Here is a 25,749-nt window from a genome sequence, read left to right on the forward strand (position 1 = left end):
CTGGCCGATGGAGAGGCATCGGCTTCGATCCGCCCGCTAGGAGCACCGTGAACCGCACGGCGAGAACCATCCTCGTATATTTCGCAGCGATCGTTCTGGTCGTCCTCGCGTTCCAGGTTGTGTTCAATCAGGCGACGGCGCCGACGGAGTTGACGCTCGACGAGTTCACCACGGCACTCGAAGCCGGGCATGTGCAGGGGGAGGTCCTGATGAAGGATCGCTCCAACGAGCTGTCCGGCACGATCGACACGGGTAGCGAGGAATTCACATTCATCGTCAACTACCCGGCTGAGTACGCGGGCGACCTCACGAAGCAGCTCCAGGCGTCGGGTGTCTCCCTCCGCGTCGATGCCGAAGCGCCGACCATCCTCGACTACATCCTCACCTTCGTCCCGTATCTGCTCATCTTCGGGTTGTTCATCTTCGTGATCATGCAGATGCAGGGCGGCGGAAACCGTGTCATGCAGTTCGGCAAGTCCAAGGCAAAACAGGTGTCCAAGGACACGCCGAAAGTGCTGTTCTCCGATGTTGCCGGCGCTGACGAAGCCGTCGAGGAACTCCAGGAAATCAAGGAGTTTCTCGCGTCGCCTCAGAAGTTCAGGGCGATGGGTGCCAAGATCCCGAAGGGTGTCCTGCTCTATGGCCCGCCGGGGACCGGGAAGACCCTGCTGGCAAGGGCCGTTGCCGGCGAAGCCGGGGTCCCGTTCTTTTCAATATCGGGTTCCGACTTCGTCGAGATGTTCGTCGGGGTCGGCGCGTCGCGGGTACGGGATCTGTTCGACCAGGCGAAACAGAATGCTCCGTCGATCGTGTTCATCGACGAGATCGACGCCGTGGGCCGTCACCGTGGCGCCGGGCTCGGCGGCGGCCACGACGAACGGGAGCAGACGCTCAATCAACTCCTGGTCGAACTCGACGGGTTCGATGTGAAATCGGGCGTGATCGTGATCGCATCCACGAACCGTCCCGACATCCTCGACCCCGCACTCCTCCGACCGGGCCGTTTCGATCGCCAGGTCGTCGTGGATCGTCCCGATCTCAGGGGCCGCCAAGCGATCCTCGAGGTCCATGCAAAGGGGAAGCCGCTCGCTGACGGCGTCGACCTCGGAGTCCTCGCACGACAAACTCCCGGTTTCACCGGTGCCGATCTTGCGAACCTGATCAACGAGGCGGCGTTGCTGTCGGCGCGTCTCGGCAAGGACTCGATCGGTATGGCCGAGCTCGAAGAGGCCATCGAGCGGGTGATCGCGGGGCCGGAACGCAAATCGCGGGTCATGTCCGATGCCGAGAAGGAGATCACTGCGTACCACGAGGGAGGGCACGCTCTGGTCGGGTATGCGCTCCCGAACTCGGATCCGATCCACAAGGTCACGATCATCCCGCGGGGCAGGGCTGGCGGCTACACGCTTGCCCTTCCCCTCGAGGACAAGTACTACCAGCGACGGTCCGAGATGGTGGACCAGCTTGCGATGCTCCTTGGGGGGCGGACTGCCGAGGAGCTCATCTTCGTCGATCCGACGACCGGTGCCAGCAACGACATCGAGAAGGCGACCCAGATCGCCCGCAAGATGGTGATGGAGTACGGCATGAGCGACAAGCTCGGTCCCCTCCAATACGGGAAGCCCGATGGGGAGGTGTTCCTCGGGCGCGACTACAGCCGAAGCCAGGACTATTCGAACGAGGTCGCCGCAGCCGTCGACGAGGAGGTGCGGTACCTCATCACCCAAGCGCACGACGAGGCGCGCAAGATCCTCGAAACCCACATCGATGCCCTGCACCGCATCGCCAAGGCGCTCATCGACAAGGAGTCCGTCGACGCTGACGAGGTGGAAGAGCTGTTCGAGGATGTCCCGAAGTGGCAGCACGGCGATGACGGTTCCCTCAGGATCAAGGCGCCCGACAGTGGTCCCGCGATCCAACCAGCCGTCGCGGCGAGGACCGACGGCGCTTGAGCGGGTGACGCTGCTGCCCCGCCCGAATCCGGCATCCGAACTCCGCTGGGAGGTGCGCGGGGGGGTGGTGGATCTTTCGGCACCCGTCATCATGGGAGTCGTCAACGCGACACCGGACTCGTTCTCCGACGGCGGGAAGTACCTCAGCGTCGAAACCGCAGTCGAAGCGGGGATCTCGATGGTCGCGGACGGTGCCGCGATCATCGATGTCGGTGGTGAATCGACACGCCCCGGTTCGGATCCGGTTCCCACTGATGTCGAGCTCGCTCGGACCATTCCTGTTGTTGCGCGCCTCGCCGCGCGTGGATTGACGGTTTCGATCGACACCTCCAAGACGGAGGTGGCTCGAGCCGCAATCGAGGCAGGAGCGGCGATCGTCAACGATGTGACAGGGCTCGCCGATCCGGAGATGGTGGATCTGTGCGCATCCACCGGAGCGGGTGCCGTGGTCATGCACATGCTCGGCGATCCGCGCACGATGCAAGATCGGCCTCACTATGACGATGTCGTCGGCGATGTCCTCGAGTTCCTCACCCGGCGCGCCGCCGGGGCCCAACGACGAGGTGTCGTTCCTGGTCAGATCGTGATCGATCCGGGGATCGGGTTCGGCAAGACGCTCGACCACAACCTCATCCTGATGCGATCGATCGATCGGTTCGCCGCCACGGGTTACCCCGTCCTCGTGGGCGCCAGCCGGAAGCGATTCCTCGGCGCGATCCTTGAGCCGCTCCGGGGTGCGACGACGCCGCAGCAGCGGGACCGCGCGTCGGCGGCAGCCGTTGCGGTGGCGGTCGCCGGAGGGGCACGGGTTCTGCGCGTGCACAGCGTGCCTTCCGCTGTTGAGGTAGCGCATGTCGTCCACACTATTGTGAACGCCGGAGGGTCGTAATCGTCTGGTATGAGCAAGAAATCAACAGGTCTTGAGCCCCGCGGGTTCCGTTGGGTGATCAAGGGTCGCCTTGCCGTATCCGAACGAATCGGGGGGTACGGCTTCGAACATCGCAAGGTTCGTCGCGAAGAGGAGCTCATCTGGCTCCGCGACCGAAACATCAACTCGATCGTGAGCCTGCTCGGGCCTGAGCAGGCAGCACAGCCGTACGACAGCGCCGGATTCGCGTTTGCATCGATGGATGTTCCCGCGGATGTCGAACCCGAGGACGCAATTCCCGTCTTCGAACTCCTGCACCGTTCGCTGTCTGCTGCAGGAGCCGTCGTGCTCGTACACCGAGACACCATCGACGACACCCTCGCAGGCCTCCTCGCTGGCTATCTCATCCACTCCGGCATGCTCGACGATCCGATCATTGCCACCGATGTGATCCAGCGCATCCTCGGACGGGCGATCGGCCCGGAAGGTCGTCGCCTCATCCCGCTCTCCTGACGATGGCAAAGGCGTTCATCGGCCTCGGGTCCAATATCGGTGACCGCCGCAAGCACCTCCTCGCAGCCCTCGCGGGGATCAGCGACCTCGGGACGGTCACCGTTGGTTCACCGGTCTACGAGACCGATCCCATCGGGAATATCGACCAGGACCCGTTCGAGAACGCTGTGGTCGGTCTCGACACCACGCGGTCGGCACGGGACCTCCTCGCGGGCCTCGTCGAGATCGAAGACCGCAACGGACGGCGCCGCGATGTCCGATGGGGGCCGAGGACGCTCGATCTGGATCTCCTGTGGTATGACGGACAGGTCATCGCTGAGCCGGAGTTGATCGTCCCGCATCCACGGATCCGGGACCGCAAGTTCGTTCTCGCGCCGCTCGTATATGCGGCTCCGAGCCTCGCGGACCAAGACGGACCGTATGCCGACTCGCTCGCGGCAGTCGACGATCAGATGGTTCGGAGGGTGACCGGGCAGCTCGACCCACGCACCCTACGCTGGCTTGCCGGGATCGGTTCGGCTTTGGAACTTCGAGGATCCGACGGTACCTATGTGGTGAACCTTGCTTGCGACTGGGAGAACCTCAACGGTTCCATGTTCGGCGGCTATCTCGGAGCGGCTGTCCTCGCCGCCGCCGCCGCAGAGCACCCAGACAAGGTCCCAACCACGCTGACCTACCGGTACCTCCGGCCGGTTCCATGTGGCGGCGAGGCCCTCCTGGCCGTGGAACACAACCGGCGGACCGACCGGTCAGCGGACCTGTCGGTGTCGGTGTGGATCGACGACCTCGAATACGGACGCGCGCACCTGTCGGTCGTCACCGACCGCGGGCAGGTCGTCGCGTCCCCCGCGGTGCCGCAGGTGCTTCCGATGCACCGATGTCGACCGCTCGACGAACTGATCGACGCTGTCGGCCAGGAGCCGGGCAACTCGGTCCGATCCTGGCGTCCGCTCGAGAACTGGGACATTCCCGACCTCGTCGACGGGACATCGGGCGTCGTTCGGGCGTGGTGTCCGAACCCGGTGGAGGGTCTCGACGATTCCTACCTGTCGGCAGCAGGTCTGTTCATGGCGGTCGACGCCCTCGTGTGGCCGGCAGCCATGCTCGCCGCGGGGCGGCTCGGGGACCGGGCGATCTACACGCCGACCGTGGAGATCTCGACGCGATTCGCGGACACGGAACGGCTCGGTGGTTGGTGTATCGGTGAAGCTCGGGTTGATCACCTCACGACGAAGTGGGTGGCGGGTACGATCCAGGTGTGGGCGGGGGACGGACGACACGCGGCGACCGGCCACTCCCTCAACCTCGCGATCGGATGAGCGACCCGTCGCACGGACCGGGTACGCTTGTGGCTCGGACCGATACCCGGACGGATCGGAGCCTCATGAACATCGCCTTGTACGGGCCGGGTCGAGCCGGCGGATCGCTGCTCATCGCCGCGTCCAACGCCGGGCATCCGATTGTCCACATCGGCGGGCGATCCTCGGCTGCCGTAGCGTCCCTCAAGCGCCGCGTCCCCGTGACCGTCGGGGAGCCGGATGTGCTGATCATCGCCGTGTCCGACGACGCCCTCCCACGCATCGAGGCTACATCGCTGATCAAGGCTCCGATCGTCATGCATCTGTCAGGGGCCGTGTCGATCGCGGTGCTCGAACCCTTCGCCGCTGCGGGTGCACGAATCGCGTCGTTCCATCCCCTCCAGACCCTTCCGGATTGGGAAGCGGGTGCGCGAAGGCTGCCAGGTTCGTCCGTGGCTGTGACCGCCGAGCTGGACACCGAGTCGATCCTCGCCGATTTCGCCCGTTCTCTTGGGTGTAGGCCGTTTGCCATCACGGACGAAGCGAAGCCGCTGTACCACGCTGCGGCATCTGCGGCGGCGAACCACACGATTGCCGCCCTCGCTGTGGCCGACGCGTTGTTCCGATGTGCTGGAGTGGATCCGCTCGAGGCGCGCCCACTCGTCGAGTCAGTGATCGACAACGCGTACGACATGGGGCCGGTTCGGGCGCTCACCGGCCCAATCGCCCGTGGTGACATCTCGACGGTTGCCGCCCAGCTCGACGCCATACGGGCGGAGGCCCCGGAGCTCACCGACGCCTTCGTGTCCCTGTGTTCGGCGACGGCGAGCGTCGCAGGCCGGACAAGCGAGTTCGCCGAGGTCCTGCGGTGAAGATGGTGCGTACCTTCGCCGAGGTCCGGGCGCTCACCGAAGGAGAGGTGGGCCTCGTCCCGACGATGGGATTCCTCCACGAGGGCCATCTGAGTCTCATCGCGGCTGCTGCCAATGCGTCGGACACAACCGTGGTGTCGCTGTTCGTGAATCCCACCCAGTTCGGCGACGACTCGGACCTCGACGCGTATCCGCGAGATGAGGGCCGTGACGCCGGTCTCGCCGAGAAGGCTGGCGCCGACATCTTGTTCGCGCCCGACCCCGACGAGGTGTATCCCGAGGGAAACCGCGTGACGGTTGCCGTCGGCGGTGTCGGCGATGCCATGGAGGGACGCTTCCGGCACGGCCACTTCGAAGGCGTGGCCACCGTGGTCGCCAAGCTCTTCGCAGGCATCAGACCGGACGCAGCGTTCTTCGGACGCAAGGACGCCCAGCAGCTCGCCGTGGTTCGCACGATGTGCGCTGGCCTCCGGTTCCCGATCCGGCTTGTTGGACTTCCGACGGTGAGGGAGTCCGACGGTCTTGCCCTTTCGAGCCGCAACACCCGGCTCAAGGGGGAGCCACGCAGGAGTGCGGTCGCCCTCAGCAGGTCGCTGTTCGCCGCTGCCGATTCGATCGAGGACGGCGTGGTCTCATCGGGCGCGATCAAGGCGACGATGCGATCGGAGCTCGCATCGTTCCCAGCCGTAGAGGTCGAGTACATCGAGGTTGCCGATGCCCATGGAGCGTTTCCCGTCGACCGCGTCGAGTCGGATTCGTTCGTTGCGGTCGCGGCGCGTGTTGGAGGGGTTCGACTCATCGACAATGTCTCCGTCGATGCCGAGACCATGACCGTCGACCGGGGGATTCGACTCCACGAGCCGAGCATCCTGTACGGGGAGGTCTGATGCTGCTGACCGTTGATGTCGGGAACACGCAGATCGCCCTCGGGATGTTCGACGGCGACGAACTGATCGGCCACTGGAGAGTCGCAACCGAGCCTGAGGCGACCCTCGATGAGATCCGCTGGAAGATGACCGGGATTCTCGGGCAGGACGGCTTCACTCAGGGTGACATCGAAGGTCTCGCGATCTCGAGCGTCGTGCCGGCGGTGACGACGAATCTGCGCAGAATCAGTCACTACCTCACGGCGGGTCGGTCGGTCGTGGTCGAGCCCGGTGTGAGAACGGGTATGGCGATCGAGATCGACAACCCGCATGAGGTGGGTGCCGACCGCATCGTCAACGCGGTCGCCGCACGGCACAAGTATGGCTCGCCGACGGTCGTCGTGGATTTCGGAACGTCCACGAACTTCGATGTGGTCGGCTCATCCGGCTCGTATCTGGGGGGTGTCATCGCTCCCGGGCTTGTCATCGCGACGAACGCACTTGTTGCCGGGACCGCGGCATTGCGCCGGGTGGAGTTCGCGTCGCCCCGCAGCGTGATCGGCAAGGGCACCGTCGAGGCAATTCAATCCGGCGCCGTGTTCGGCCATGCAGGCATGGTCGACGCCATCTGCGACCGGATCGCGGTTGAGCTCGGTGGGGATGTCACGCGGGTGGCGACCGGGGGGTTAGCGTCTACGATCGTGCCGCATTGTCGAAGTGTCAGCACGGTCGACGACTATCTGACGCTGGAAGGCCTCAAGATCATCTTTGACCTGAACCAGGACCACTCGTGACCGAACCGCCGCCCGACGACAGCGCGTTCGACGATCGGGATTCCCTCGAATCGCATCCCCTGACGAGGGAACGCGTTCGCAAGTACCGCGAGGTGCTCGAAGACGGCGGATTCCCCTACGCCTATCAACGCACCCACACCGCAGAGGACCTCGCCGCACAGTTCGCCGGCCTCGAGCCGGGTTCCGAGACCGGTGTCGAGGTCGCTGTTGCGGGCCGCCTCATCAACACGCGGATGATGGGCAAGCTCGTCTTCGGGGTGCTGAAGGATTTCACCGGGTCCGTTCAGCTCTTCGTTGATCGTGGCACACTCGGGGACGAACCGTTCGATCAGTTCGGGGAACTCGATGCCGGTGACTGGATCGGGGCCCTCGGGACGGTGATGACGACCAAGCGTGGCGAAATCTCGGTGCGGGTCGGGTCCTTCGTGCTCCTCCAGAAGGGACTTCGTCCGCTGCCTGACAAATGGCATGGTCTCAAAGATGTCGAGGCGCGTTCCCGCCGTCGATATGTCGATCTCATCACCAACGAGGATGCGCGCACGACAGCGATCGCCCGCACCAAGGTGATCGCCGAGCTGCGGCGCCAGTTCGAGTCACGAGGCTATCTGGAGGTGGAGACACCCGTTCTTCTTCCGCAAGCGACCGGCGCGACCGCGCGGCCGTTCACGACCCATCACAACGCCCTCGGTCTCGACATGTCGCTCAGGATCGCGACCGAGCTGTATCTCAAGCGCCTCGTTGTCGGCGGGTTCGAGCGAGTGTTCGAGATGGGGAAGATCTTCCGAAACGAGGGGATCGATGCTCACCACAACCCCGAATTCACGATGCTGGAGTCCTACGAGGCCTTCGCGGATGTGAACTCGATGATGGATCTCGTCGAACAGGTCGTCGAAGCGTGCGCGATGGCCGTGAACGCGTCGACCGACCTCGTCGTCGGCGATCGCCCGCTGAGCCTCGCACCACCGTTCAAACGCGTCACGATGCTCGAAGCCGTGCAGGCCGAAACGGGCCTTGACATCGACTACCACACGGATCGTGACGAGCTGACCGCAGCTGCCCGCGACCTCGGCGTTGACCCGGAGGACCATTGGGGAGCGGGGAGGATCGTTGAGGCCCTCTTCGATGCGTGTGCAGGTGACACGATCTGGGAGCCAACTTTCGTCACCGAGCACCCGATCGAGGTGTCACCCCTCGCGAGAGTGCACCGCTCGAAGCCTCATGTGACCGAACGGTTCGAGTTGTTCATCGCGGGCTCCGAGTACGCCAACGCCTTCTCGGAGCTCAACGACCCGTTCGATCAGCGAGCGCGGTTCGAGGCCCAGGCCGCGCGCAAGGCCGCAGGCGACGACGATGCACACCCCGTCGACGAGGACTACCTGCGGGCGCTCGAATACGGGCTCCCACCGACAGGTGGTCTCGGGATCGGTGTCGACCGTCTCGTCATGCTCTTGACGGGCAAGACCCACATCCGCGAGGTCATCCTGTTCCCAACAATGCGCCCCGAGTAGCGCCCCTCAACGAAGGGCTCCCACTCGGCCTTTCCCGAGTGACAGCCCCGGGTTGTACCCAGGGTTGCGGAATCAGGTGCGATCGGCGTCGTCGGACACGACGGACCAGGCGTCGAGGAACGAGCCGGTGACATCGAGGTGGGTGTCGCCGGAGACCGCGATGGCCCAGCAGGTGACGGTTCGGTTCCCGAGCTCGAACTGGAACGGACCCATACCGAAGCCGGTCGCAAGGACCTCAACCGACGGGTCGCCGCTCGGGACGAGAGCTTCGCCGAGGTCCGCACAAGCCTCATCGAACTGCGTGTCATCGCCGACGGGGTAACCGTCGCCAGCGAATTCGACGGATCCGAGGTACTGGTAGCCGTGGGCTGCATCGCACCGCACGACCACTCTTGGGTCGGTTGCGCACGCACCGGGCTGAATCGACCATGCGAGATCGGTCAGGCCCGAAAAGGGGCCGGTCACGAGTCGTTCGGTGTCGTTGGGTCCGGGGATGATCGCCAGGCAAGCGATGTAGCGGTCCCCGCGCTCCCATTCGTCGGCGTCTGGCATGTAGCCCACGAGCGACACGCGAAGGTCCGCCTGTGCGCCACCGAAGGTCTCCGTGTAGGCACGGTCGCACGCATAGGAGCGCTGGTAGGTGATCTGGTCGATGTCGTACGCTTGGAGGTCCGTTCCGAGGTACTCGCTGTGAAGGACCTCCCCGTTGTGCGGGCCGTTGCACGGCACGACGATGTCCTGCGGGAACGGCGCCCACGGAGCGTTGCCGTAGACATCGAGCTGGTCCTGGGGCAGGTAGATGCAGTGTCCGGTCTCCCACACCTGGTTCGGCGCATCGAGCTCGGCACGAGCCTCGAGGTACTCGCGTGCGGCGGTATCGGATGTCGCCGTCGTGATCAGCAGCCCGTCACCTTCACTCCACAGGTAGAACACACCGCCGGACGCTGCCTCCACCTCGACGATCGCTGTTGCCGATTCGGGGTCGGGTGTGTCCTCATCGGCCCACAGCGCGAAGAGGCCGGCGAGGAACGGGAACCCCCGGAGACCGGACAGGGGAATGATCGACACGACGGCGATTCGTTCGCCGTCGGTGTCCGTGAAGCTCGTGACGGCGATCCCGTCGGTGAGCTCCAATGGCAGCCACGCCTCGATGAGATCGAGGAGTCCCGCATCGATACCGGTCGGTTCGAAGACCTGTTCGTAGCCCCTCAGCAGGATGATGGCGTCGAAGGCGACAACATCGGGATCACCGACCTCGGGCGGAGCGATCGGGTCAGTTGTGGTTCCGTCGTCAGGATTCGTCGGAGTCTCATCGGGTGGCAGACTCGTCGTCACCGCTGGAGGCGCAACGGTGCTCGTGATCGAATCCGAGATCGAAGTGCAACCGGTCACACTGATGGCCAGCGTGAGCAGACCCGCAGTGATCGTGTGATGACGCATGTCGTGAGTCCTCTTGGCAAGTCGTATTGCTGGCTCGGCGAGGCAACCGAGCCCTGATTGGATCCTATTGACTCCGAGCAGAATCGACGCGATCGAGCAGGTACCGGTCGAGGTTTGCAAGGATCTTTGACAGCGGGTTTGCCGGTATCTGGTTGGCTGCCTTCTCCGCGAGCCGGATCCGGTCGACCGCCTCGTCGAGCACGGATTCGATGTGTCCGCCCCTCACGGTGAGTTCGACGACCTTGTCGATCGCCTCGGACGGGTATGGCCTGCCCTGCGCGAGCAGCGCCCTGATCTCTTCGCCATGGTCGCCGTCAGCTGCGTAGAGGACCGGCAAGGTGAAGGTCCCTTCGCCGATGTCGGACCCAGCGGGCTTGCCGAGGAATTCCTCGTTGGCAACGAGATCGAGCACATCGTCGGTCATCTGGAACACCATGCCCATCTCCCACGCCCAATCCGAGATTGCTTCGACCGTATCGGTGTCTGCGCCACCGGTGAGGGCCCCGAGGCGCGCCGATGTGCGGATGAGGGATGCGGTCTTTCCGCCGATCACCGAGAAGTAGCCCTCGGCTCCGTGATCGAGGCTGTCCGTGTGAATCAGCTCGCGGACCTGTCCTTCGCAGAGGGTGGCGTAGGTTCGTGCGATCAAAGCGACCGCTTCTTCACCCAATGGTGCCGCGATCTCCGATGCGCGGGCGAGCAGGAAGTCACCGGCGAGGATGGCAACCGTGTTCGACCAGTTCTCGTTCACGCTGGGGGTTCCACGCCTGGTCTCGGCCTCGTCGATCACATCGTCGTGGTACAAGGATCCGAGGTGAACGAGTTCGACCGACACGCCTGCCTCGATCGGGTCAGATCCGGCGGCGCCACCGAGCTCCGCCGCAACCTGGGCGAGGAGCGGCCGGTACCGCTTGCCGCCAGCTCCGAGGAGATGCTGGGCGATGCTCGTGAGGAACTCCGTGTCGGCCACGGTGACCTCACCGAGGCGCTGCTCGACAGCGCTCATCCGCTCCCATACACGGGGTATCGGAACGAGCTGTTGGAAGATCGGACGATCCAAGATCCCTGCCCTTGTGGGGAATGGCGATGGTAGCGCAGGGGTTCTTCTGATAGACCGCTGGGGAGCAGTCAGGAAGGCACGGCCGGAAGGCCACGAATCGGTCAAGTCGGCCGGTTCGGTCCCCGTTGTTAAGGGGGTGGCTCCCTATACTGCGCGAGGCGCACCGGCTGACGGAGCGCCATAGATGTTTGAGGGGTGAACGGAACGGTGTTTGAGCGATTCACAGACCGGGCCCGAAGGGTCGTGGTACTTGCCCAGGAAGAAGCGCGGCTCCTCAACCACAATTACATCGGAACCGAGCACATCCTTCTCGGCCTCATCCACGAAGGCGAAGGTGTCGCGGCTCGCTCCCTTGAGAGTCTCGGGATCAACCTCGAGTCGGTTCGTGAGCAGGTCGTCGAGATCATCGGTCAGGGCTCCCAGGCGCCTTCAGGGCACATCCCGTTCACGCCACGGGCGAAGAAGGTCCTCGAACTGTCGCTTCGTGAGGCCCTCCAGCTCGGCCACAACTACATCGGGACCGAGCACATCCTTCTCGGCTTGATCCGAGAGGGGGAGGGTGTTGCGGCGCAGGTCCTCGTCAAGCTCGGGGCAGAGCTCACGAAGGTCCGACAGACCGTGATCCAGCTCCTGTCGGGTTCCCAGGAGGAGCAAGTCTCGAGTTCGAGTTCGTCATCCGGCTCATCGAGCTCCCGAGGGGAAGGTTCGTCGTCCGGTTCGACGGTCCTTGACCAGTTCGGACGGAACCTTACCCAGCTCGCCCGCGATCGGAGCCTCGATCCGGTGATCGGTCGGGCAAATGAGATCGAACGCGTGATGCAGGTGTTGTCGCGCAGAACGAAGAACAACCCAGTACTCATCGGCGAGCCCGGGGTGGGCAAGACCGCCATCGTCGAGGGCCTCGCGACCCAGATCGTCGACGGCACCGTTCCCGACACGCTGACCGGCAAACATATCTACACCCTCGACCTCGGTGCCCTCGTGGCGGGATCCCGGTACCGGGGTGACTTCGAGGAACGCCTCAAGAAGGTCCTCAAAGAGATCCGCACCCGCGGTGACATCATCCTGTTCATCGACGAGATTCACACGCTCGTCGGCGCTGGCGCTGCCGAAGGTGCGATCGATGCCGCGAGCATCCTCAAGCCGATGCTTGCCCGCGGTGAGCTCCAGACGATCGGGGCGACGACCCTCGAGGAGTACCGCAAGTATCTCGAGAAGGACTCGGCGCTCGAACGCAGGTTCCAGCCGATCCAGGTCGATGAGCCGTCCGTTGCCGACACGATCCGGATTCTTGAAGGGCTCCGCGAGTCGTACGAGGAGCATCACAAGGTCGAGTTCACCGAGCAGGCGCTCGTCAACGCCGCAAACCTGGCCGATCGTTACATCGCCGACCGTTTCCTTCCCGACAAGGCCATCGATCTCATCGACGAGGCGGGGTCGCGCATGCGACTGCGCCGTTCGAATCTCCCGCCTGAGATCAAAGAAATCGACGAGCAGATCGGCAAGGCTCGATCGGACAAGCGCGAAGCAGTCGCGTCACAGCAGTACGAGCGGGCCGCCCAGGTGCGCGACCACGAGCGTCAGCTGATCGATGAACGCCGGCAGCTCGAGAAGCTCGCATCCGAGGACGGCGCGGTTGCGTCAGCGGTCATCGACGAGGAGGAGATCGCGCAGGTGCTGGCCCAGTGGACAGGGATTCCGGTCCATCGCCTCACCGAGGAGGAGACGGCCAAGCTTCTCAACATGGAGGATGAGCTCCACAAGCGCATCATCGGCCAGTCCGACGGGATCGCGGCGGTGTCCAAGGCAATCCGTCGCACGAGGGCTGGCCTGAAGGACCCGAAGCGCCCGGCGGGATCGTTCATCTTCCTCGGCCCGTCCGGCGTCGGAAAGACCGAAACGGCGAAGTCCCTGACCGAGTTCCTGTTCGGGGATGAATCGGCGCTGATTCAGATCGACATGTCCGAGTACATGGAGAAGCACGCCGTGAGCCGCCTCGTCGGCTCACCCCCGGGCTATGTGGGGTATGACGAGGGCGGGCAGCTCACGGAAGCCGTCCGGCGCAAGCCCTTCTCGGTTGTACTGTTCGACGAGATCGAAAAGGCCCATCCCGATGTCTTCAACATCCTCCTCCAGATCCTTGAGGACGGACGACTCACCGACGCGCAGGGTCGCACGGTGGACTTCAAGAACACCGTCATCATCATGACATCGAACCTCGGAACGGCGGAGCTTCGCAAGAAGGCAGTCGGGTTCGCTCTCGCCGACGACGCAGTCAACTACGACAAGATGCGCGAAAAGGTGATGGAAGCGCTCAAGACCCAGTTCCGGCCCGAGTTCCTGAACCGCATCGACGAAACGATCGTCTTCCACGAACTCACCCTCGAAGAGGTCAAGGCGATCGTCGACCTGCTCCTCACCCGGGTCAGGGAACAGCTCGAGTCGCAGGCGTTGGATCTGGTGCTCACCGATGATGCCAAGGAGCTGCTCGCCACGAAGGGATACGACCCGCAGCTCGGCGCCCGTCCGCTGCGTCGGGCGATTCAGCGGATGCTCGAGGATCCGATCTCCGAGAAGGTGCTGTTCCGGGAGTTCCCTGCCGGTTCGACGATCCTCGTCAGCATCGATGAGGACGACAACGAGCGGCTCGCGTTCGAGGCAATCGAGACTCCGAACAAGCCTCCGGTGGAACTCGCCGAGAACTGATCCCGCCACCCGGCCGCGCGCTGGCGCGTCGCCGATCAGAAGCGGTCTCGGTGCCAACTCACTAGACTCACCGCTGCTCACGGTGGGTCGAACAACGACCCTTCCTGCCGGAGACCGGGAGCTTTCATTCCAACGAAACGAAAGGGTGCGCCATGCGCTCATGGATCGAACGGCGGGGCATCGTCCTCGCTCTGATGCTCGTCCTCGCGCTCGTTGCGGCTGCATGCAGCAGCGACTCGGACGAAACAACCACAACCGAAGGCGACATGTCGTCCGGTGAAGCCGTCAAGACCTGTCTTGTCACGGACCTCGCCGGTGTCGGCGACCAAAGCTTCAATGCAAGCGCTTGGAAAGGCGTCCAGGATGCGGTCGCTGCGGGGTACGCAACGGAGGACTCGTTCTATCTCGAGTCGACGGATGCAACCGACTGGCAGCCGAATGTCGACCAGATGATCTCGCAGGGTTGCCAGCACATCGTCACCGTCGGGTTCGCTCTCGGCGAGGTGACGGCGACCAACGCCCAAGCGCATCCCGAGATCACATGGACGATGATCGACAATGTGCTCACCGACGCGAACTTCAGCCCGCTCGCGCTTCCCAATGTGCGCGAGCTTGTGTATCAGACCGACGAAGCGGCGTTCGCGGCCGGCTACCTTGCGGCTGGGGTTACCCAGACCGACATCGTCTGCGTGTACGGGGGTGCGAACTTCCCGACTGTTTCGATCTTCCTCGACGGTTTCGCGAGGGGCGTCGAGCATTACAACGACATCAAGGGAACCTCCGTGGAGGTCAAGGGTTGGGACATCGATGCCCAGGACGGCCTGTTCACCGGTTCGTTCACGGACATGGAGCTTGCACGCTCGACGGCACAGAGCCTCTTCGACGAGGGCTGTGACATCATCCTGCCGGTTGGTGGCGCCATCAACCTGCCTGCCGGTGATGTCATCCTCGACACGGGGATCGACGCTGCCATGATCGGTGTGGATGCAGATGCCTACATGGCCATGGATCCGAAGTACCAGTCCGTGTGGCTCACAACGGTGGAGAAGGCGATTGCGCCGTTCATCACGCTTGCGGTCCAGGAGCAGGACGAAGGGACCTGGAGCCCGGGTGCGTTCGTCGGCAACCTCGCCAACGATGGTGTGGGGCTCGCCCCGTACCACGATTGGGCGGACCGCGTGTCCCCGGAACTCGATGCCGAGGTTCAACAGCTTCTCGAAGACATCAAGAACGGTGTCATCGACGCGTCCTTCACCCCGGTCGGGTACTAGTCCCCTGCACGGCAATCGATTCGAAGAAGGGCTCCCGCTTCGGGCGGGGGCCCTTCTTTGGTTCTGCCCCGGATAGACCCCGTCGGTCGGGGAGTCGGCGGCACCGATCGCGGCCGACGCACGGACATGCACCGATCTATGGTGGGGTCGGCGGCGGAGCCCGGAGGCGTTCATGACATTGGAATTGCGCGGCATCACGAAGCAATTCCCTGGCGTGCTCGCCAACGATGATGTGAACCTCTCGGTCTCAGAGGGTGAGATCGTCGCGCTCCTCGGTGAGAACGGGGCGGGCAAGACGACCCTGATGAACATCCTCTACGGGCTCTACACGCCGACATCCGGCGAGGTGCTTGTGGATGGATCGCCGCTGCTTCTTGAGTCCCCCGGGGATGCGATCGCCGCCGGCATCGGCATGGTGCACCAGCACTTCATGCTCGTTCCGGTGTTCACGGTTGCCGAGAATGTGGTCCTCGGGTTCGAACCCGTGAAAGGGCTTGGGGTTCTCGACAAGCAGTCCGCCCGCAAGAGTGTCATCGAGATCTCGGGCCGCTACGGACTCGATGTCGATCCCGATGCCGTCACGGAGGATCTTTCGGTCGGATTCCAGCAGCGTGTCGAGATCATCAAGGTCTTGTCGCGCGAGGCACGGTTCGTCGTCTTCGACGAGCCGACATCGGTGCTCACACCACCGGAGGTCGAGCGATTCTTCGAGATCGTCAACGGCCTCAGGGCCGACGGCAAGGGCATCATCTTCATCTCCCACAAACTCGGTGAAGCGCTCGAGGTCGCGGACCGGATCGTGATCATGCGGAGAGGGAAGACCGTTGCTGAGGTCACACCCGACGAGGTGACGGAGGAGCAGCTTGCCGAGCTGATGGTAGGAAGACCCGTTGATCTTGTGGTGGACAAGACGGATGCCGACCCGGGGGAGATCGTCCTCGCCGTCACCGAACTCGTGGTGCTCGACGACCGCAACAATCGGGCCGTCGACGGTCTCAGCCTTCAGGTACGAGCGGGGGAGATCGTCGGCATTGCCGGTGTACAAGGGAACGGTCAGACCGAGCTGGTCGAGTCCATCACGGGTCTCCGCCCCTCCATCGGGGGCGTCGTCGAGCTCAACGGTGAGGACATCACGACGAAGTCGCCCCGTGCGATCCACAAGATGCAGGTCGCCCATGTGCCGGAGGATCGTCAGCGCAGCGGCCTCGTGTTGCCGTTCACGGTCACCGAGAACATGGTGCTCGACACCTACTACGAGCGTCCGATCTCACGGGGCATCCTGATGGATTGGGATGCAGCCGAAGAGCGCGCTGAGCGGCTCGTGGAGGAATACGATGTTCGGACACCATCCACCCGGGTGGAGGTCTCGACCCTTTCGGGCGGCAATCAGCAGAAGGTCATCGTGGCACGCGAGTTCGATCGCGATGTGCAGCTTGTGGTCGCATCGCAACCGACCCGTGGGATCGATGTCGGATCGATCGAGTACATCCACAGCCGGATCGTCGACGAACGCGATGAGGGCGCTGCCGTCCTGATCGTGTCGTCCGAACTCGAAGAGATCAAGGCGCTGTCAGATCGCATCCTTGTCATGTACGACGGCAAGGTGGTCGCCGAATTTGATCCGTCGGCCTCCACGACCGAGATCGGGCTTGCGATGCTCGGAAGCCGTACGACCGAGGAGGCGCCGTGAGCGACCGACTCCCGACCGACGAATCGGCTGAGGCAACGGACGACCGCGGCGGTTCGAACGGAGCGCCGGAGTGGTATCGGCGTGTGACCGGTATCGGAACATCGGCTGCACAGGCAGCGATCGTCCCGGTTCTTGCCCTCGTCACCGCGCTGATCGTTGGAGCGTTCATCATTGCTGTGACCGATGTCGACACGCTCAAGATCTGGGGTGGCGATCCCGTCGAGGCCCTCCGACTCACCATGGTCGGGATCTGGGACGCGTACCGCGCGCTCTTCGTCGGATCCCTTGGGTCTTTCTCGGCCCTCAGCGAAACCCTCTTCGCCGCTACCCCGCTGATTCTCGCAGGGCTGGCGGTTGCCGTCGGTTTCCAGGCAGGACTGTTCAACATCGGGGTGAACGGGCAGATGCACATCGGCGGTATCACCGCGCTATGGGTCGGCTTCACATTCGCGATTCCGGCCGTCTTCCACATTCCGCTGGTTGTGGCAGGGGCCATGGTCGGTGGGGCGATCTGGGCAGGCATCGCCGGCGTGTTGAAGGCAAGAACCGGTGCCCATGAGGTGATCACGACCATCATGCTCAACTTCATCGCGCTGTTCCTCATCGACTATCTCCTCACCACATCCGTGTTCCAGGCGCCGGGCCGCAACGACCCGATCTCGAAGCCGGTGGCTGGCTCGTCGGTGTTCACAACGATCTTCGGGTCCTATCGCGTCAGCATCGGCTTCTTCATTGCCTTGGCGGCCGTGGCGGTCGTGTGGTGGCTCATGTACCGAACAACGATCGGCTACGAATTCCGCGCCGTGGGTTTCAATCCTTCCGGCGGTCGCTATGCGGGTATGAGCGTCGCATGGGTGTATGTGTCGGTGATGGCGGTCTCTGGCGCACTTGCCGGTATCGCGGGCGCGAACCAGATTGTTGGTGTGGCGCCATATCGGGCCATTTCCAACTTCGCAGGCAACATCGGCTTCGACGCGATCGCACTCGCCTTGCTCGGTCGGTCACATCCGGTTGGCGTTCTGTTCGCGGGGCTTCTCTTCGGCGCGCTTCGTGCCGGTGGTCGTGAGATGCAGGGTGCCGCCGGGATTCCCCTCGACTTGGTGCTCGTCCTCCAGGCACTCATCATCGTGATGATCGCGGCACCCGAGCTTGTCAGAGCGATCTACCGGATCAAGACGCCCGACGAGGAGATCACGATCGTGAAGTCGACGGGATGGGGCTCGTGACCACGGTTGCTGACACGAACGATCGGGTGATCCAGACCCGGGCAACCCCCGCCCAGAAGCGCGCAACCTTTGTTGGTTTCGTTCTCATCGCGCTCGCTGCCTTCACCCTGTGGGCGTTCGGACTCGGTGTCGACAGCGGCATCGAATCCACCTTCAACCTGTCACTGCCCAATGCGCGATTCGGTGACCTTTCATGGACTGTCGATGCGCGCACCGTTGCGTTCGTTGTCGTGGTCATCCTCGGATTCCTCGGCGGATGGTCACTGCGGCGCACCCACCTCACACGCACCAACCTGCTGCTTTCGATCGGCCTCGTGCTCTTTTCGTTCGCCTTCCTCACATGGGCAGCTGCGGGTGGGTCCTTCAGCCTCGTGGGGATGCTGCGGTCCACCGTGGTGCTGTCAGTACCGGTCACCCTCGGAGCCCTCACCGGGCTCATGTGTGAGAGCGTCGCGGTCATCAACATCGCCATCGAAGGGCAGCTGCTCACGGCGGCATTCGTCGGGGTCATCGTCGGATCATCTGCGGGGATCTGGGTCGGGCTCGCCGCGTCGATGATCACCGGAGCACTCCTCGGTGCCGTCCTTGCGGTGCTCTCGATCAGGTATCGGATCGACCAGATCATCGCCGGGGTCGTCATCAACATCTTTGCGCTCGGCCTCACGGCCTTCCTCGCGCAGCGCGTGCTGACCGAGGCACCGACTCTCAACTCACCGGGCCGGTTCACCGCAATCAAGATCCCGCTGCTCGGGGACATCCCCGTGATCGGCCCCATGTTCTTCGACCACAACATGTTCGTGTACATCACCTTCATTCTGGTGATTGCCCTGCATTTCGGCTTTTTCTACACACGGTGGGGCCTACGGGCCCGATCGGTTGGTGAGCATCCGAAAGCGGCGGACACTGTGGGGATCAATGTGTTCCGGACGCGGTACCGCAATGTGATCCTTGGCGGTTTCATCGCCGGATTCGGTGGGGCGTTCCTCACCCTCGCGCAGGTATCCCGCTTCGAGGACAACATGACCGGCGGGATCGGGTTCATCGGACTCGCGGCGCTCATCTTCGGACGATGGCGGCCGCTCGGGATCGTCGGTGCCGGCCTCGTGTTCGGTTTTGCGAGGGCGCTCCAGCAGAAGCTCGGCATTCTCGGAACACCGATCCCATCGGAGTTTCTTTCGATGACGCCCTACATCGTGACGCTGATCGTCGTCGCAGGCGTCGTGGGCAGGGCGAGACCGCCAGCGGCGGACGGGCAGCCCTACTTCAAGGACTGAGGCAGTTCACGGTTGACAGTTGACCGTCTCGAATGGTTGACGGTTGATCATTCACCGTTCACAGGTCTGCTGTGATGCGGGAGCGGTTGTCAGTTCTGATAGCCGAAGAACTTCACATCCTGGAGCGCGAGTTCCTCGAATGGTGGAGCGTCTCCGACCGGTTCGGCGTGGTGGACCGTCGTCACCCAGATCTTGAGGTTGAATGTTTCAAGACTCGCGATCTTCACTCGCTGGGGCTCGTTTGAGTTCTGGAGCCTTCCACTGATCGGAACATTGAGGTCATTGACCTCGATCTGGAAGCCGTTGATCTTGTAGTTGCGGCGGAAGATGTCGTCGTCTTCGACATTCTGGAAGAGGACCTCGGTGATCTGCACCGCGGAAGGGAAGGTGAACTCAAGCCATGCTCCGACGCCGTGGAGGCTGTTGTCGTTCCATCGTGTGTCGGGGTTTCCATCGATCAGGTTCTCTGCGCCAAAATCATCGCTGATCTCCGAACTCGCCTTGACCGAACTGGGGATCAGCTCGACGGGGGGCGAAAAAGCGGTCGAGGATGTCGATGAGATCGTTGTAGTGGGTCCGACGACATCGCGGCCATCGGACCCGCCGAAGATGTTCATCATGAGGGCAACGAGTGCCACAACCAGCACCACGGCAGCGAGGACTCCGAGGGCTCGGCCGCCAGCGGTCGATCGCGAGGGGGGTGCAGGGGCGATCGGCATGGGGGTCGTGCTCAGCCGCGAGCCGCATCGCTCACAGTGCTGGTTGTACGACGCGTTCGGGGCCCCACAAGCAGGGCAACTGACCGCCGCGACGGTCTGACCGGTGGTGGTGACATGCTGTTGACTGATGGGCATCTCACCCGTGGTGGCTGCGGCCTGCGACGGTGCTGTTGTGGTGGGGGTTGGCGGTGTATCCGACAGTTCGAAGGGCTCAAACAAGTCGTCGAACTGGTCGTTGCGGTCGTCGCCTTCCATATGCGTTCCTCACCTGTGGCTCGCCCGGCCGCGGGCCTTCAGTTCCTACTGGCAGGTATTGTGCCACGAATGCCGATGTTGTCCGCGATACGAGTCGCCGAACCCTGGACTCCTGTGTCCATCATCGCTGGCCTCGTGGTTCTCACCGCTCTCGTTGCCGGAATCGTGTGGTTGATCCGGCGGTCGTGATGTGTCACACCCGCGCCGTACGGTGTGCGTGATGAAAGGTACCCCCACAGCCGAGAAACTGACCTACCGGTGCGAATCGTGCGGGCACACCTCGTCGCGATGGATGGGCTTCTGCCCCCAGTGCCGTTCGTCGGAGGGGCTCGTCGAGACGACCGTGCGACCACACCGGGTCGCTCCGTCGATCGATGTCGTGTCCGCGGATGCCCCGCCGAAGACGATCAACGGTCGGGCACCGACTGGTCTCGGGGAGTTCGATCGTGTGCTTGGGGGCGGCATGGTCCCCGGGGTGACGGTCCTCGTCGGAGGAGCGCCGGGCATCGGGAAATCCACGCTTCTGCTCCACGCCGCGGACCGTTTCGCTTCGTCGACAGGACCCGTCCTCATCGCAACGGCAGAGGAATCGGCGCGGCAGGTGCAACTACGGGCGCACCGGGTCGGTGTGCGCACCGGCCAGGTGCTGATCGCGTCGGTCGCCGATGTCGACGACATCGTTGCCATTGCGGCAGCTCGGAAGCCAGCGGCGGTCATTGTCGATTCGATCCAGACCGTCTCGTCGACCGGCAGCAGCGGTGCGGCGGGTGGTGTTGTCCAGGTTCGTGATTGCGCGGCCCGCCTCATCGCGTTTGCGAAAAACTCGGACACTCCGGTGATCATCGTCGGGCATGTCACCAAGGACGGATCGATCGCGGGACCACGCACACTCGAGCACATGGTTGATGTGGTGTTGTACCTCGAAGGGGAGTCCGACGCCGGCCTTCGCTTCCTTCGCTCGGTGAAGAACCGCTACGGCGCGGTGCACGAGGTCGGTGTCTTCGACATGACACCGGACGGTCTCGTGGAGGTTCCCGATCCGAGCGGTTTGCTCGTGGGATTGCGCGACGACACCGCGCCGGGATCGGTGCTGTTCCCGGCCATCGAAGGGCGACGGCCGGTGGTGGTCGAGGTCCAGGCGCTCGTCGTCGGATCGAACGCGTCGCAGCCGCGTCGGAGCGTCACCGGTCTTCTTCCTTCACGGGTCCACCAGATCCTCGGCATTCTGACCCGCCACGCACGGATCCCGCTTGCGGGTCAGGAGGTCTACCTGTCCGTGATGGGCGGTGTGCGAATCTCCGAACCGGCCGCCGACCTCCCGGTCGCGCTCGCCGTTGCTTCGGCCTTCCACGATGTCGCGCTCGGCAGGGTCGCGGCATGGGGCGAGCTCGGCCTGACCGGCGATGTGCGCCCGGCCCCCCGCCCGTTGGTGCGAACGGCCGAGATCGAACGGATCTCGGCTGGGCCCATCCTGTGCCCGGAAACGGGCTTCAAACGCCTCGATCGAGCTCTCGCGGCGACGGGGCTCGCATCCGGCTGAATCGCTCCGGATGGGCCGTTCACCCCGCTCTTGCCGACGATGCGACTACCCTGCGCTGCGATGACGCCTCCCGAATCGGCCCCACTTGAGATCCTGCGCCGCTTCGCGCCCGGCACGCCGTTGCGCAACGCAGCCGAACTGGTCATGCAGCAGGGAACCGGCGCCCTGATCCTGTTCGGATCGGGCCCCGAGGTCGACGATGTGTGCACCGGGGGCTTCGAATTGAGCGGAGCGGCGTTCACCGCCCAGCGAGTTGCCGAGCTCGCCAAGATGGACGGCGGCATCGTCGTCGATGACCAAAAAGGTGCCATCGTGCGCGCCAATGTGCACTTCATGCCTGACGCGTCGATTGCAACGGCAGAAACCGGTACCCGGTTTCGTACCGCCGAGCGGCTTTCGATCCAGACCGGTTGCCCCGTCCTCGCCCTATCCGAGGAAGCCCTCGTCGTCGCCATCGTCTTTTACGGCCCGTCGCGGTTCATGTTGCAGTCAACGACTTCGCTCCTCGACGAGGCGAACCAGCGTCTCCAGTCCCTCGAGCGGCTCCGTCGACAGTTTGATGATGCGGTTGCGAGGTTGGAGCGATACGAAGTCGACGGCATCGTCTCGTTCCGGGAGGTGGTGAGCGTTGTGCAGCGTGCCGCCGTTATTCGACTTCTTGCGATGGAGCTCGAGCCCATCACCGCCGAACTTGGCGACCAGGCGTCGGTGATCTCCTTACAAGCAAGCGATCTCATCGAAGGAGTGGACGAGATCGCCGAACTGGTGAACATCGACTACCAGAAGCGAAAGCCGCGCAAGGAGACATCGATCTACTCCAAGCTCGACGGCCTGGATCGTGATGATCTGTTCGACCCATTCGCGGTCGGAGCGGCCCTCGGATTCCAGCCGACGGATTCCCATGTCGCGCCCCGAGGTGCGCGGGTGCTTGCGGGTGTTCCGAGGCTCCCCGACTCTGTGGCCGATGCGATCCTGAGGAAGTTCGGATCGTTCGAACGGTTGCGTGTCGCCACGGCGTCGGACCTCGACTCGGTTGACGGTGTCGGGCCGACGCGGGCCCAGACGATCCGTGCGTACCTCGACCGCCTCGAGGAGGTCGGGTTGCTCGGGGATGTCGTCAACTGACCCAGCGCTTGGTCCAACAACCGATACACTCGTTGTCCGACAAGATGCATTGAGGATTCGTGCCAGCAAAGAAGAAACCAACACAGAGCAAGCCGGCGGCCAAGAAGAAGCCGGCGCGCAAATCAGCCGCCAAGAAGCCAGCGACCGCCAAGTCGGCCACGAAGAAGCCAGCGGCCAAGAAACCAGCGGCCAAGAAGTCGACCGCCAAGAAACCAGCGGCCAAGAAGTCGACCCCCAAGAGGTCGACCGCCAAGAAGAAGCGATCGGCGAAGAAGCCAGCAGCAAAGAAGTATGCCTTCGAGGTCGGCGACAAGGTCGTCTACCCGCACCACGGCGCCGCCACCATCGTCAAGATGGAGCGCATCGAGTTCGATGGGGCGAAGAAGGACTACTTCATGCTCGAGGTGGCTACCGATCAACTCACGATCCAGGTTCCGGCCGAGAGCGCCGTCGAACGGGGTGTGCGTCCGGTCATCTCCAAGACCAAGGCGCGGCAGGTCTTCGCCACCTTCAAGGAAGATCCGCAGGAAGCCGGTTCCAACTGGAGCCGCTGGTACAAGCTGCTGACCGAGAAGATCAACTCGGGGGACATCTTCCAGGTTGCCGAGGTGGTCCGTGATCTCACCTACGCGCAGCAGGTCAAGGGCATCTCTCCGGCGTTGAAGCGCATGCTCGCCAAAGCACGGCTGATCATCGTCTCGGAGCTGCGGTTCTCGCTCGACCTGAGCGAGGAGGACGCTATCAAGAAGCTCGACCGGGCGTTGCCAAAGGTCGAGGAACCACTCGAGGCCTGATGGGCGTGGACCCCACCGTCTGATGACCCCATGGGCAATCGTGGTGGCAGCGGGCTCGGGGGAACGCTACGGCGGTCCGAAACACGAACTGATGCTCGATGGCGTGCCGCTGTGGAAGCGTTCCGTGTTGACACTCCGGGCAGCCGGGGTGGACTCGGTCGTTGTCGTCGGCGATGTCGAAGGTGGAATCCCGGGTGGTGCGCGACGAAGGGACTCGGTCGCGGCGGGCCTTGCGGCCGTGCCTGAGATGGTCGACTGGGTTCTCGTTCACGACGGCGCTCGGCCACTCGTGACTCGCCGTCTGGTGGCCCGTGTTGTCGAGGCAGCCCTGTCGGGGGTCGCCGACGCGGTGGTTCCGGCATTGGAGGTTACCGACACCCTCAAGGAGGTGGAGGGAGCAGCCGTCGTGGGAACGGTCGATCGGAGCCGCCTTGCGGCCGTGCAGACACCCCAGGCGTTCCGGGCGTCGATGCTGCGCGAAGCGCATCGAATCGACCCCGACGATGATGTCACCGACGACGCCGGCCTCATCGAGAGGATCGGCGGTACGGTGGTCTGTGTGCGTGGTGAACGAACGAACATCAAGATCACCTTCGAGGGGGACCTCGCAATCGCTGGTGCCATCTTGGAGCAGCTACACGATGACTGACACCCGAACCGGGATCGGCTATGACGCGCACGCTTTCGGCGGTGTCGGTCCTGTTGTCCTGTGTGGTGTTCCCATCGACCACCCGACCGGCGTCGTCGGTACCTCGGATGCCGATGTGGCGGTTCACGCGGTGTGCGATGCGCTTCTCGGCGCCGCGGCCCTCGGCGATCTCGGTGAGCACTTCCCGAGTGTCGCTGCGAGTTCCATCGATGCAGACTCGCTCGAGATGCTGTCGACCTGTACGGACATGGTCAACGCTGACGGGTACACCGTGTCGAGCATCGATGTCACGATCATCGCCCAGCAGGTTCGGGTTGCGCCCCACCGGGACCGCATGCGGACGAACCTCGCCAACGCAACTTCCACCTCGCTCGAGCGCGTCTCGGTGAAAGGCACCACCACCGACCACCTGGGTTGGATCGGCCGCAACGAGGGTCTCGCCGCCGTCGCCGTTGTCACCATCGCACGCTGACCACGGTGTCAACGCGTACCCAGGGTTCCCGTTCTACTAAAAGGTACATTCTGGCCCATAGAACAGGCCGTTCCGTGGGCCACAGTTGACCTTTCTGTTGAACGGGAACCCTGGGTACGCGTTCACAGGTGGTCGGCGACGCGGCGGCCGACCGCTGGATCGTTCGTGAAGATCCCAACGATGCCGGCGTGGAACAGGCGATCCATTTCGGTGGGATCGTCAACGGTCCATGCGAACAAGCCGAGTCCGTATGCGCCCGCCTGGTCAACGAGACCGGCAGCGTCTCGTGCGAGGTGACCGGCGTCGAGATGCACCGTCCGATGGCCCTCACGGCGCGCCACACCGAAGGCAGCCGACAAGCGGCGAGAGACCACGAGGCCTGTCGCGATGTGGGGTGCAAGCTCCCGTGATCGCCGAACGACGCCCGCGTCGAAGGACGAGATCAGCACTCTCGACGGATCGTCGCGAGCCTCGATCTCGTCGATCGTCGCATCGGTGATGGTGCGGCTCCGGTCGAACCCTCGTTCCGTCCGATGGTTCTTGATCTCGACATTCACAAACACATGCCGTGGGATCACCTCGAGAGCCTCGCGTAGGGTGGGTATCTCGGACACCGATCGTAGCTCGCTGAGCGTGCGCGCCGAGATCCTTCCACCCCTCGCATGGGTCGGATCGTGGGAAAGAACGAGGTACCCGTCTGCGCAGCGTCGCACATCGAGCTCGATGCCGTCAGCGCCTGCGGCCACGGCGCGTTCGAACGCTTCGATGGAGTTGTCGGGCGCGTGGGCGCTGTCGCCTCGGTGGGCATACACCAGCGGACCCGGTCCCTGGGGTGTCCGGCTCATCGGCTGCACAGT

At 63.8% G+C, this 25,749-nt stretch carries 22 protein-coding genes; 18 read left to right on the top strand and 4 right to left on the bottom strand.

Annotated elements, in window-relative coordinates; genetic code table 11:
• Positions 1-47 precede the first annotated feature (47 nt).
• The 8 genes from ftsH to lysS all read left to right on the top strand — a co-directional run bounded on the left by ftsH (position 48) and on the right by lysS (position 8,671).
• Positions 48-1,952, top strand: coding sequence for an ATP-dependent zinc metalloprotease FtsH (gene ftsH / locus R2823_08990; protein ID MEZ5176324.1), 1,905 nt, complete (start codon positions 48-50; stop codon positions 1,950-1,952).
• 4 nt (positions 1,953-1,956) lie between these two features.
• A complete protein-coding gene (gene folP, locus R2823_08995) occupies positions 1,957-2,841 on the top strand; it encodes a dihydropteroate synthase (protein ID MEZ5176325.1) in 885 nt (294 codons plus the stop codon).
• A gap of 9 nt (positions 2,842-2,850) precedes the next feature.
• On the top strand, positions 2,851-3,333 hold the full coding sequence (locus tag R2823_09000) for a hypothetical protein (protein MEZ5176326.1): 483 nt from the start codon (positions 2,851-2,853) through the stop codon (positions 3,331-3,333).
• 2 nt (positions 3,334-3,335) lie between these two features.
• Positions 3,336-4,652 (top strand): 2-amino-4-hydroxy-6-hydroxymethyldihydropteridine diphosphokinase, encoded by a 1,317-nt coding sequence (folK, locus tag R2823_09005; protein MEZ5176327.1) that lies wholly within the window; start codon positions 3,336-3,338, stop codon positions 4,650-4,652.
• A 65-nt stretch (positions 4,653-4,717) separates the two neighbouring features.
• Entirely contained in the window at positions 4,718-5,503 is a 786-nt protein-coding gene (locus R2823_09010; GenBank protein MEZ5176328.1) for a DUF2520 domain-containing protein, read from the top strand.
• 2 nt (positions 5,504-5,505) lie between these two features.
• The gene (gene panC, locus R2823_09015) at positions 5,506-6,390 is read left to right on the top strand and encodes a pantoate--beta-alanine ligase (GenBank protein ID MEZ5176329.1); all 885 of its coding nucleotides are present in this window, start codon (positions 5,506-5,508) and stop codon (positions 6,388-6,390) included.
• Entirely contained in the window at positions 6,390-7,163 is a 774-nt protein-coding gene (locus R2823_09020) for a type III pantothenate kinase (GenBank protein MEZ5176330.1), read from the top strand. Before panC ends, R2823_09020 begins: the two co-directional genes overlap by 1 nt.
• On the top strand, positions 7,160-8,671 hold the full coding sequence (gene lysS / locus R2823_09025; GenBank protein MEZ5176331.1) for a lysine--tRNA ligase: 1,512 nt from the start codon (positions 7,160-7,162) through the stop codon (positions 8,669-8,671). The genes R2823_09020 and lysS overlap by 4 nt, the downstream gene beginning before the upstream one ends.
• 72 nt (positions 8,672-8,743) lie before the next feature.
• On the opposite strand, the gene R2823_09030 is transcribed toward lysS, so the two are convergent.
• On the bottom strand, positions 8,744-10,111 hold the full coding sequence (locus R2823_09030; GenBank protein MEZ5176332.1) for a septum formation family protein: 1,368 nt from the start codon (positions 10,109-10,111) through the stop codon (positions 8,744-8,746).
• Positions 10,112-10,175: 64 nt separating this feature from the next.
• The gene (locus R2823_09035) at positions 10,176-11,117 is read right to left on the bottom strand and encodes a polyprenyl synthetase family protein (GenBank protein ID MEZ5176333.1); all 942 of its coding nucleotides are present in this window, start codon (positions 11,115-11,117) and stop codon (positions 10,176-10,178) included.
• A gap of 261 nt (positions 11,118-11,378) precedes the next feature.
• Here R2823_09035 and R2823_09040 point away from each other — a divergent pair, with 261 nt between their 5' ends.
• The 5 genes from R2823_09040 to R2823_09060 all read left to right on the top strand — a co-directional run bounded on the left by R2823_09040 (position 11,379) and on the right by R2823_09060 (position 19,338).
• A complete protein-coding gene (locus R2823_09040) occupies positions 11,379-13,877 on the top strand; it encodes an ATP-dependent Clp protease ATP-binding subunit (GenBank protein ID MEZ5176334.1) in 2,499 nt (832 codons plus the stop codon).
• A 152-nt stretch (positions 13,878-14,029) separates the two neighbouring features.
• Positions 14,030-15,148, top strand: a complete 1,119-nt coding sequence (locus tag R2823_09045; protein MEZ5176335.1) for a BMP family ABC transporter substrate-binding protein — start codon at positions 14,030-14,032, stop codon at positions 15,146-15,148.
• 172 nt (positions 15,149-15,320) lie between these two features.
• Entirely contained in the window at positions 15,321-16,838 is a 1,518-nt protein-coding gene (locus tag R2823_09050) for an ABC transporter ATP-binding protein (GenBank protein ID MEZ5176336.1), read from the top strand.
• Positions 16,835-18,064, top strand: coding sequence for an ABC transporter permease (locus R2823_09055; protein MEZ5176337.1), 1,230 nt, complete (start codon positions 16,835-16,837; stop codon positions 18,062-18,064). The genes R2823_09050 and R2823_09055 overlap by 4 nt, the downstream gene beginning before the upstream one ends.
• A complete protein-coding gene (locus tag R2823_09060; GenBank protein ID MEZ5176338.1) occupies positions 18,061-19,338 on the top strand; it encodes an ABC transporter permease in 1,278 nt (425 codons plus the stop codon). Before R2823_09055 ends, R2823_09060 begins: the two co-directional genes overlap by 4 nt.
• A gap of 89 nt (positions 19,339-19,427) precedes the next feature.
• Here the strand turns inward: R2823_09060 and R2823_09065 are convergent, their stop codons facing one another.
• Positions 19,428-20,312, bottom strand: a complete 885-nt coding sequence (locus R2823_09065) for a discoidin domain-containing protein (GenBank protein MEZ5176339.1) — start codon at positions 20,310-20,312, stop codon at positions 19,428-19,430.
• 220 nt (positions 20,313-20,532) lie between these two features.
• On the opposite strand from R2823_09065, the gene radA reads away from it, so the two are divergent.
• The 5 genes from radA to ispF are packed head-to-tail and all read left to right on the top strand — an operon-like array spanning position 20,533 to position 24,892.
• Positions 20,533-21,852 (top strand): DNA repair protein RadA, encoded by a 1,320-nt coding sequence (gene radA / locus R2823_09070; protein MEZ5176340.1) that lies wholly within the window; start codon positions 20,533-20,535, stop codon positions 21,850-21,852.
• A gap of 60 nt (positions 21,853-21,912) precedes the next feature.
• A complete protein-coding gene (disA, locus tag R2823_09075; protein MEZ5176341.1) occupies positions 21,913-22,977 on the top strand; it encodes a DNA integrity scanning diadenylate cyclase DisA in 1,065 nt (354 codons plus the stop codon).
• Positions 22,978-23,036: 59 nt separating this feature from the next.
• Entirely contained in the window at positions 23,037-23,771 is a 735-nt protein-coding gene (locus R2823_09080) for a CarD family transcriptional regulator (protein MEZ5176342.1), read from the top strand.
• A 22-nt stretch (positions 23,772-23,793) separates the two neighbouring features.
• A complete protein-coding gene (locus tag R2823_09085; protein MEZ5176343.1) occupies positions 23,794-24,420 on the top strand; it encodes a 2-C-methyl-D-erythritol 4-phosphate cytidylyltransferase in 627 nt (208 codons plus the stop codon).
• Positions 24,413-24,892: a 2-C-methyl-D-erythritol 2,4-cyclodiphosphate synthase gene (gene ispF, locus R2823_09090; GenBank protein ID MEZ5176344.1), complete on the top strand. Its 480-nt coding sequence runs from the start codon at positions 24,413-24,415 to the stop codon at positions 24,890-24,892. Before R2823_09085 ends, ispF begins: the two co-directional genes overlap by 8 nt.
• 122 nt (positions 24,893-25,014) lie before the next feature.
• Here the strand turns inward: ispF and R2823_09095 are convergent, their stop codons facing one another.
• On the bottom strand, positions 25,015-25,737 hold the full coding sequence (locus tag R2823_09095; GenBank protein ID MEZ5176345.1) for a glycerophosphodiester phosphodiesterase: 723 nt from the start codon (positions 25,735-25,737) through the stop codon (positions 25,015-25,017).
• Between the last annotated feature and the right edge of the window lie 12 nt (positions 25,738-25,749).

Source organism: Acidimicrobiia bacterium, from assembly GCA_041393965.1.
Classification (GTDB): Bacteria; Actinomycetota; Acidimicrobiia; order Spongiisociales; family UBA5794; genus UBA5794.

Bases quoted from the DNA above. Each gene is read 5' to 3' on its own strand.
- R2823_09035 (MEZ5176333.1), bottom strand. From the start codon at position 11,117: ATGAGCGCTGTCGAGCAGCGCCTCGGTGAGGTCACCGTGGCCGACACG.
- R2823_09000 (MEZ5176326.1), top strand. From the start codon at position 2,851: ATGAGCAAGAAATCAACAGGTCTTGAGCCCCGCGGGTTCCGTTGGGTG.
- R2823_09065 (MEZ5176339.1), bottom strand. From the start codon at position 20,312: ATGGAAGGCGACGACCGCAACGACCAGTTCGACGACTTGTTTGAGCCC.
- disA (MEZ5176341.1), top strand. From the start codon at position 21,913: ATGACGCCTCCCGAATCGGCCCCACTTGAGATCCTGCGCCGCTTCGCG.
- R2823_09045 (MEZ5176335.1), top strand. From the start codon at position 14,030: ATGCGCTCATGGATCGAACGGCGGGGCATCGTCCTCGCTCTGATGCTC.
- folK (MEZ5176327.1), top strand. From the start codon at position 3,336: ATGGCAAAGGCGTTCATCGGCCTCGGGTCCAATATCGGTGACCGCCGC.
- R2823_09095 (MEZ5176345.1), bottom strand. From the start codon at position 25,737: ATGAGCCGGACACCCCAGGGACCGGGTCCGCTGGTGTATGCCCACCGA.
- R2823_09010 (MEZ5176328.1), top strand. From the start codon at position 4,718: ATGAACATCGCCTTGTACGGGCCGGGTCGAGCCGGCGGATCGCTGCTC.
- ispF (MEZ5176344.1), top strand. From the start codon at position 24,413: ATGACTGACACCCGAACCGGGATCGGCTATGACGCGCACGCTTTCGGC.
- R2823_09020 (MEZ5176330.1), top strand. From the start codon at position 6,390: ATGCTGCTGACCGTTGATGTCGGGAACACGCAGATCGCCCTCGGGATG.
- R2823_09030 (MEZ5176332.1), bottom strand. From the start codon at position 10,111: ATGCGTCATCACACGATCACTGCGGGTCTGCTCACGCTGGCCATCAGT.
- R2823_09085 (MEZ5176343.1), top strand. From the start codon at position 23,794: ATGACCCCATGGGCAATCGTGGTGGCAGCGGGCTCGGGGGAACGCTAC.
- radA (MEZ5176340.1), top strand. From the start codon at position 20,533: ATGAAAGGTACCCCCACAGCCGAGAAACTGACCTACCGGTGCGAATCG.
- panC (MEZ5176329.1), top strand. From the start codon at position 5,506: ATGGTGCGTACCTTCGCCGAGGTCCGGGCGCTCACCGAAGGAGAGGTG.
- R2823_09050 (MEZ5176336.1), top strand. From the start codon at position 15,321: ATGACATTGGAATTGCGCGGCATCACGAAGCAATTCCCTGGCGTGCTC.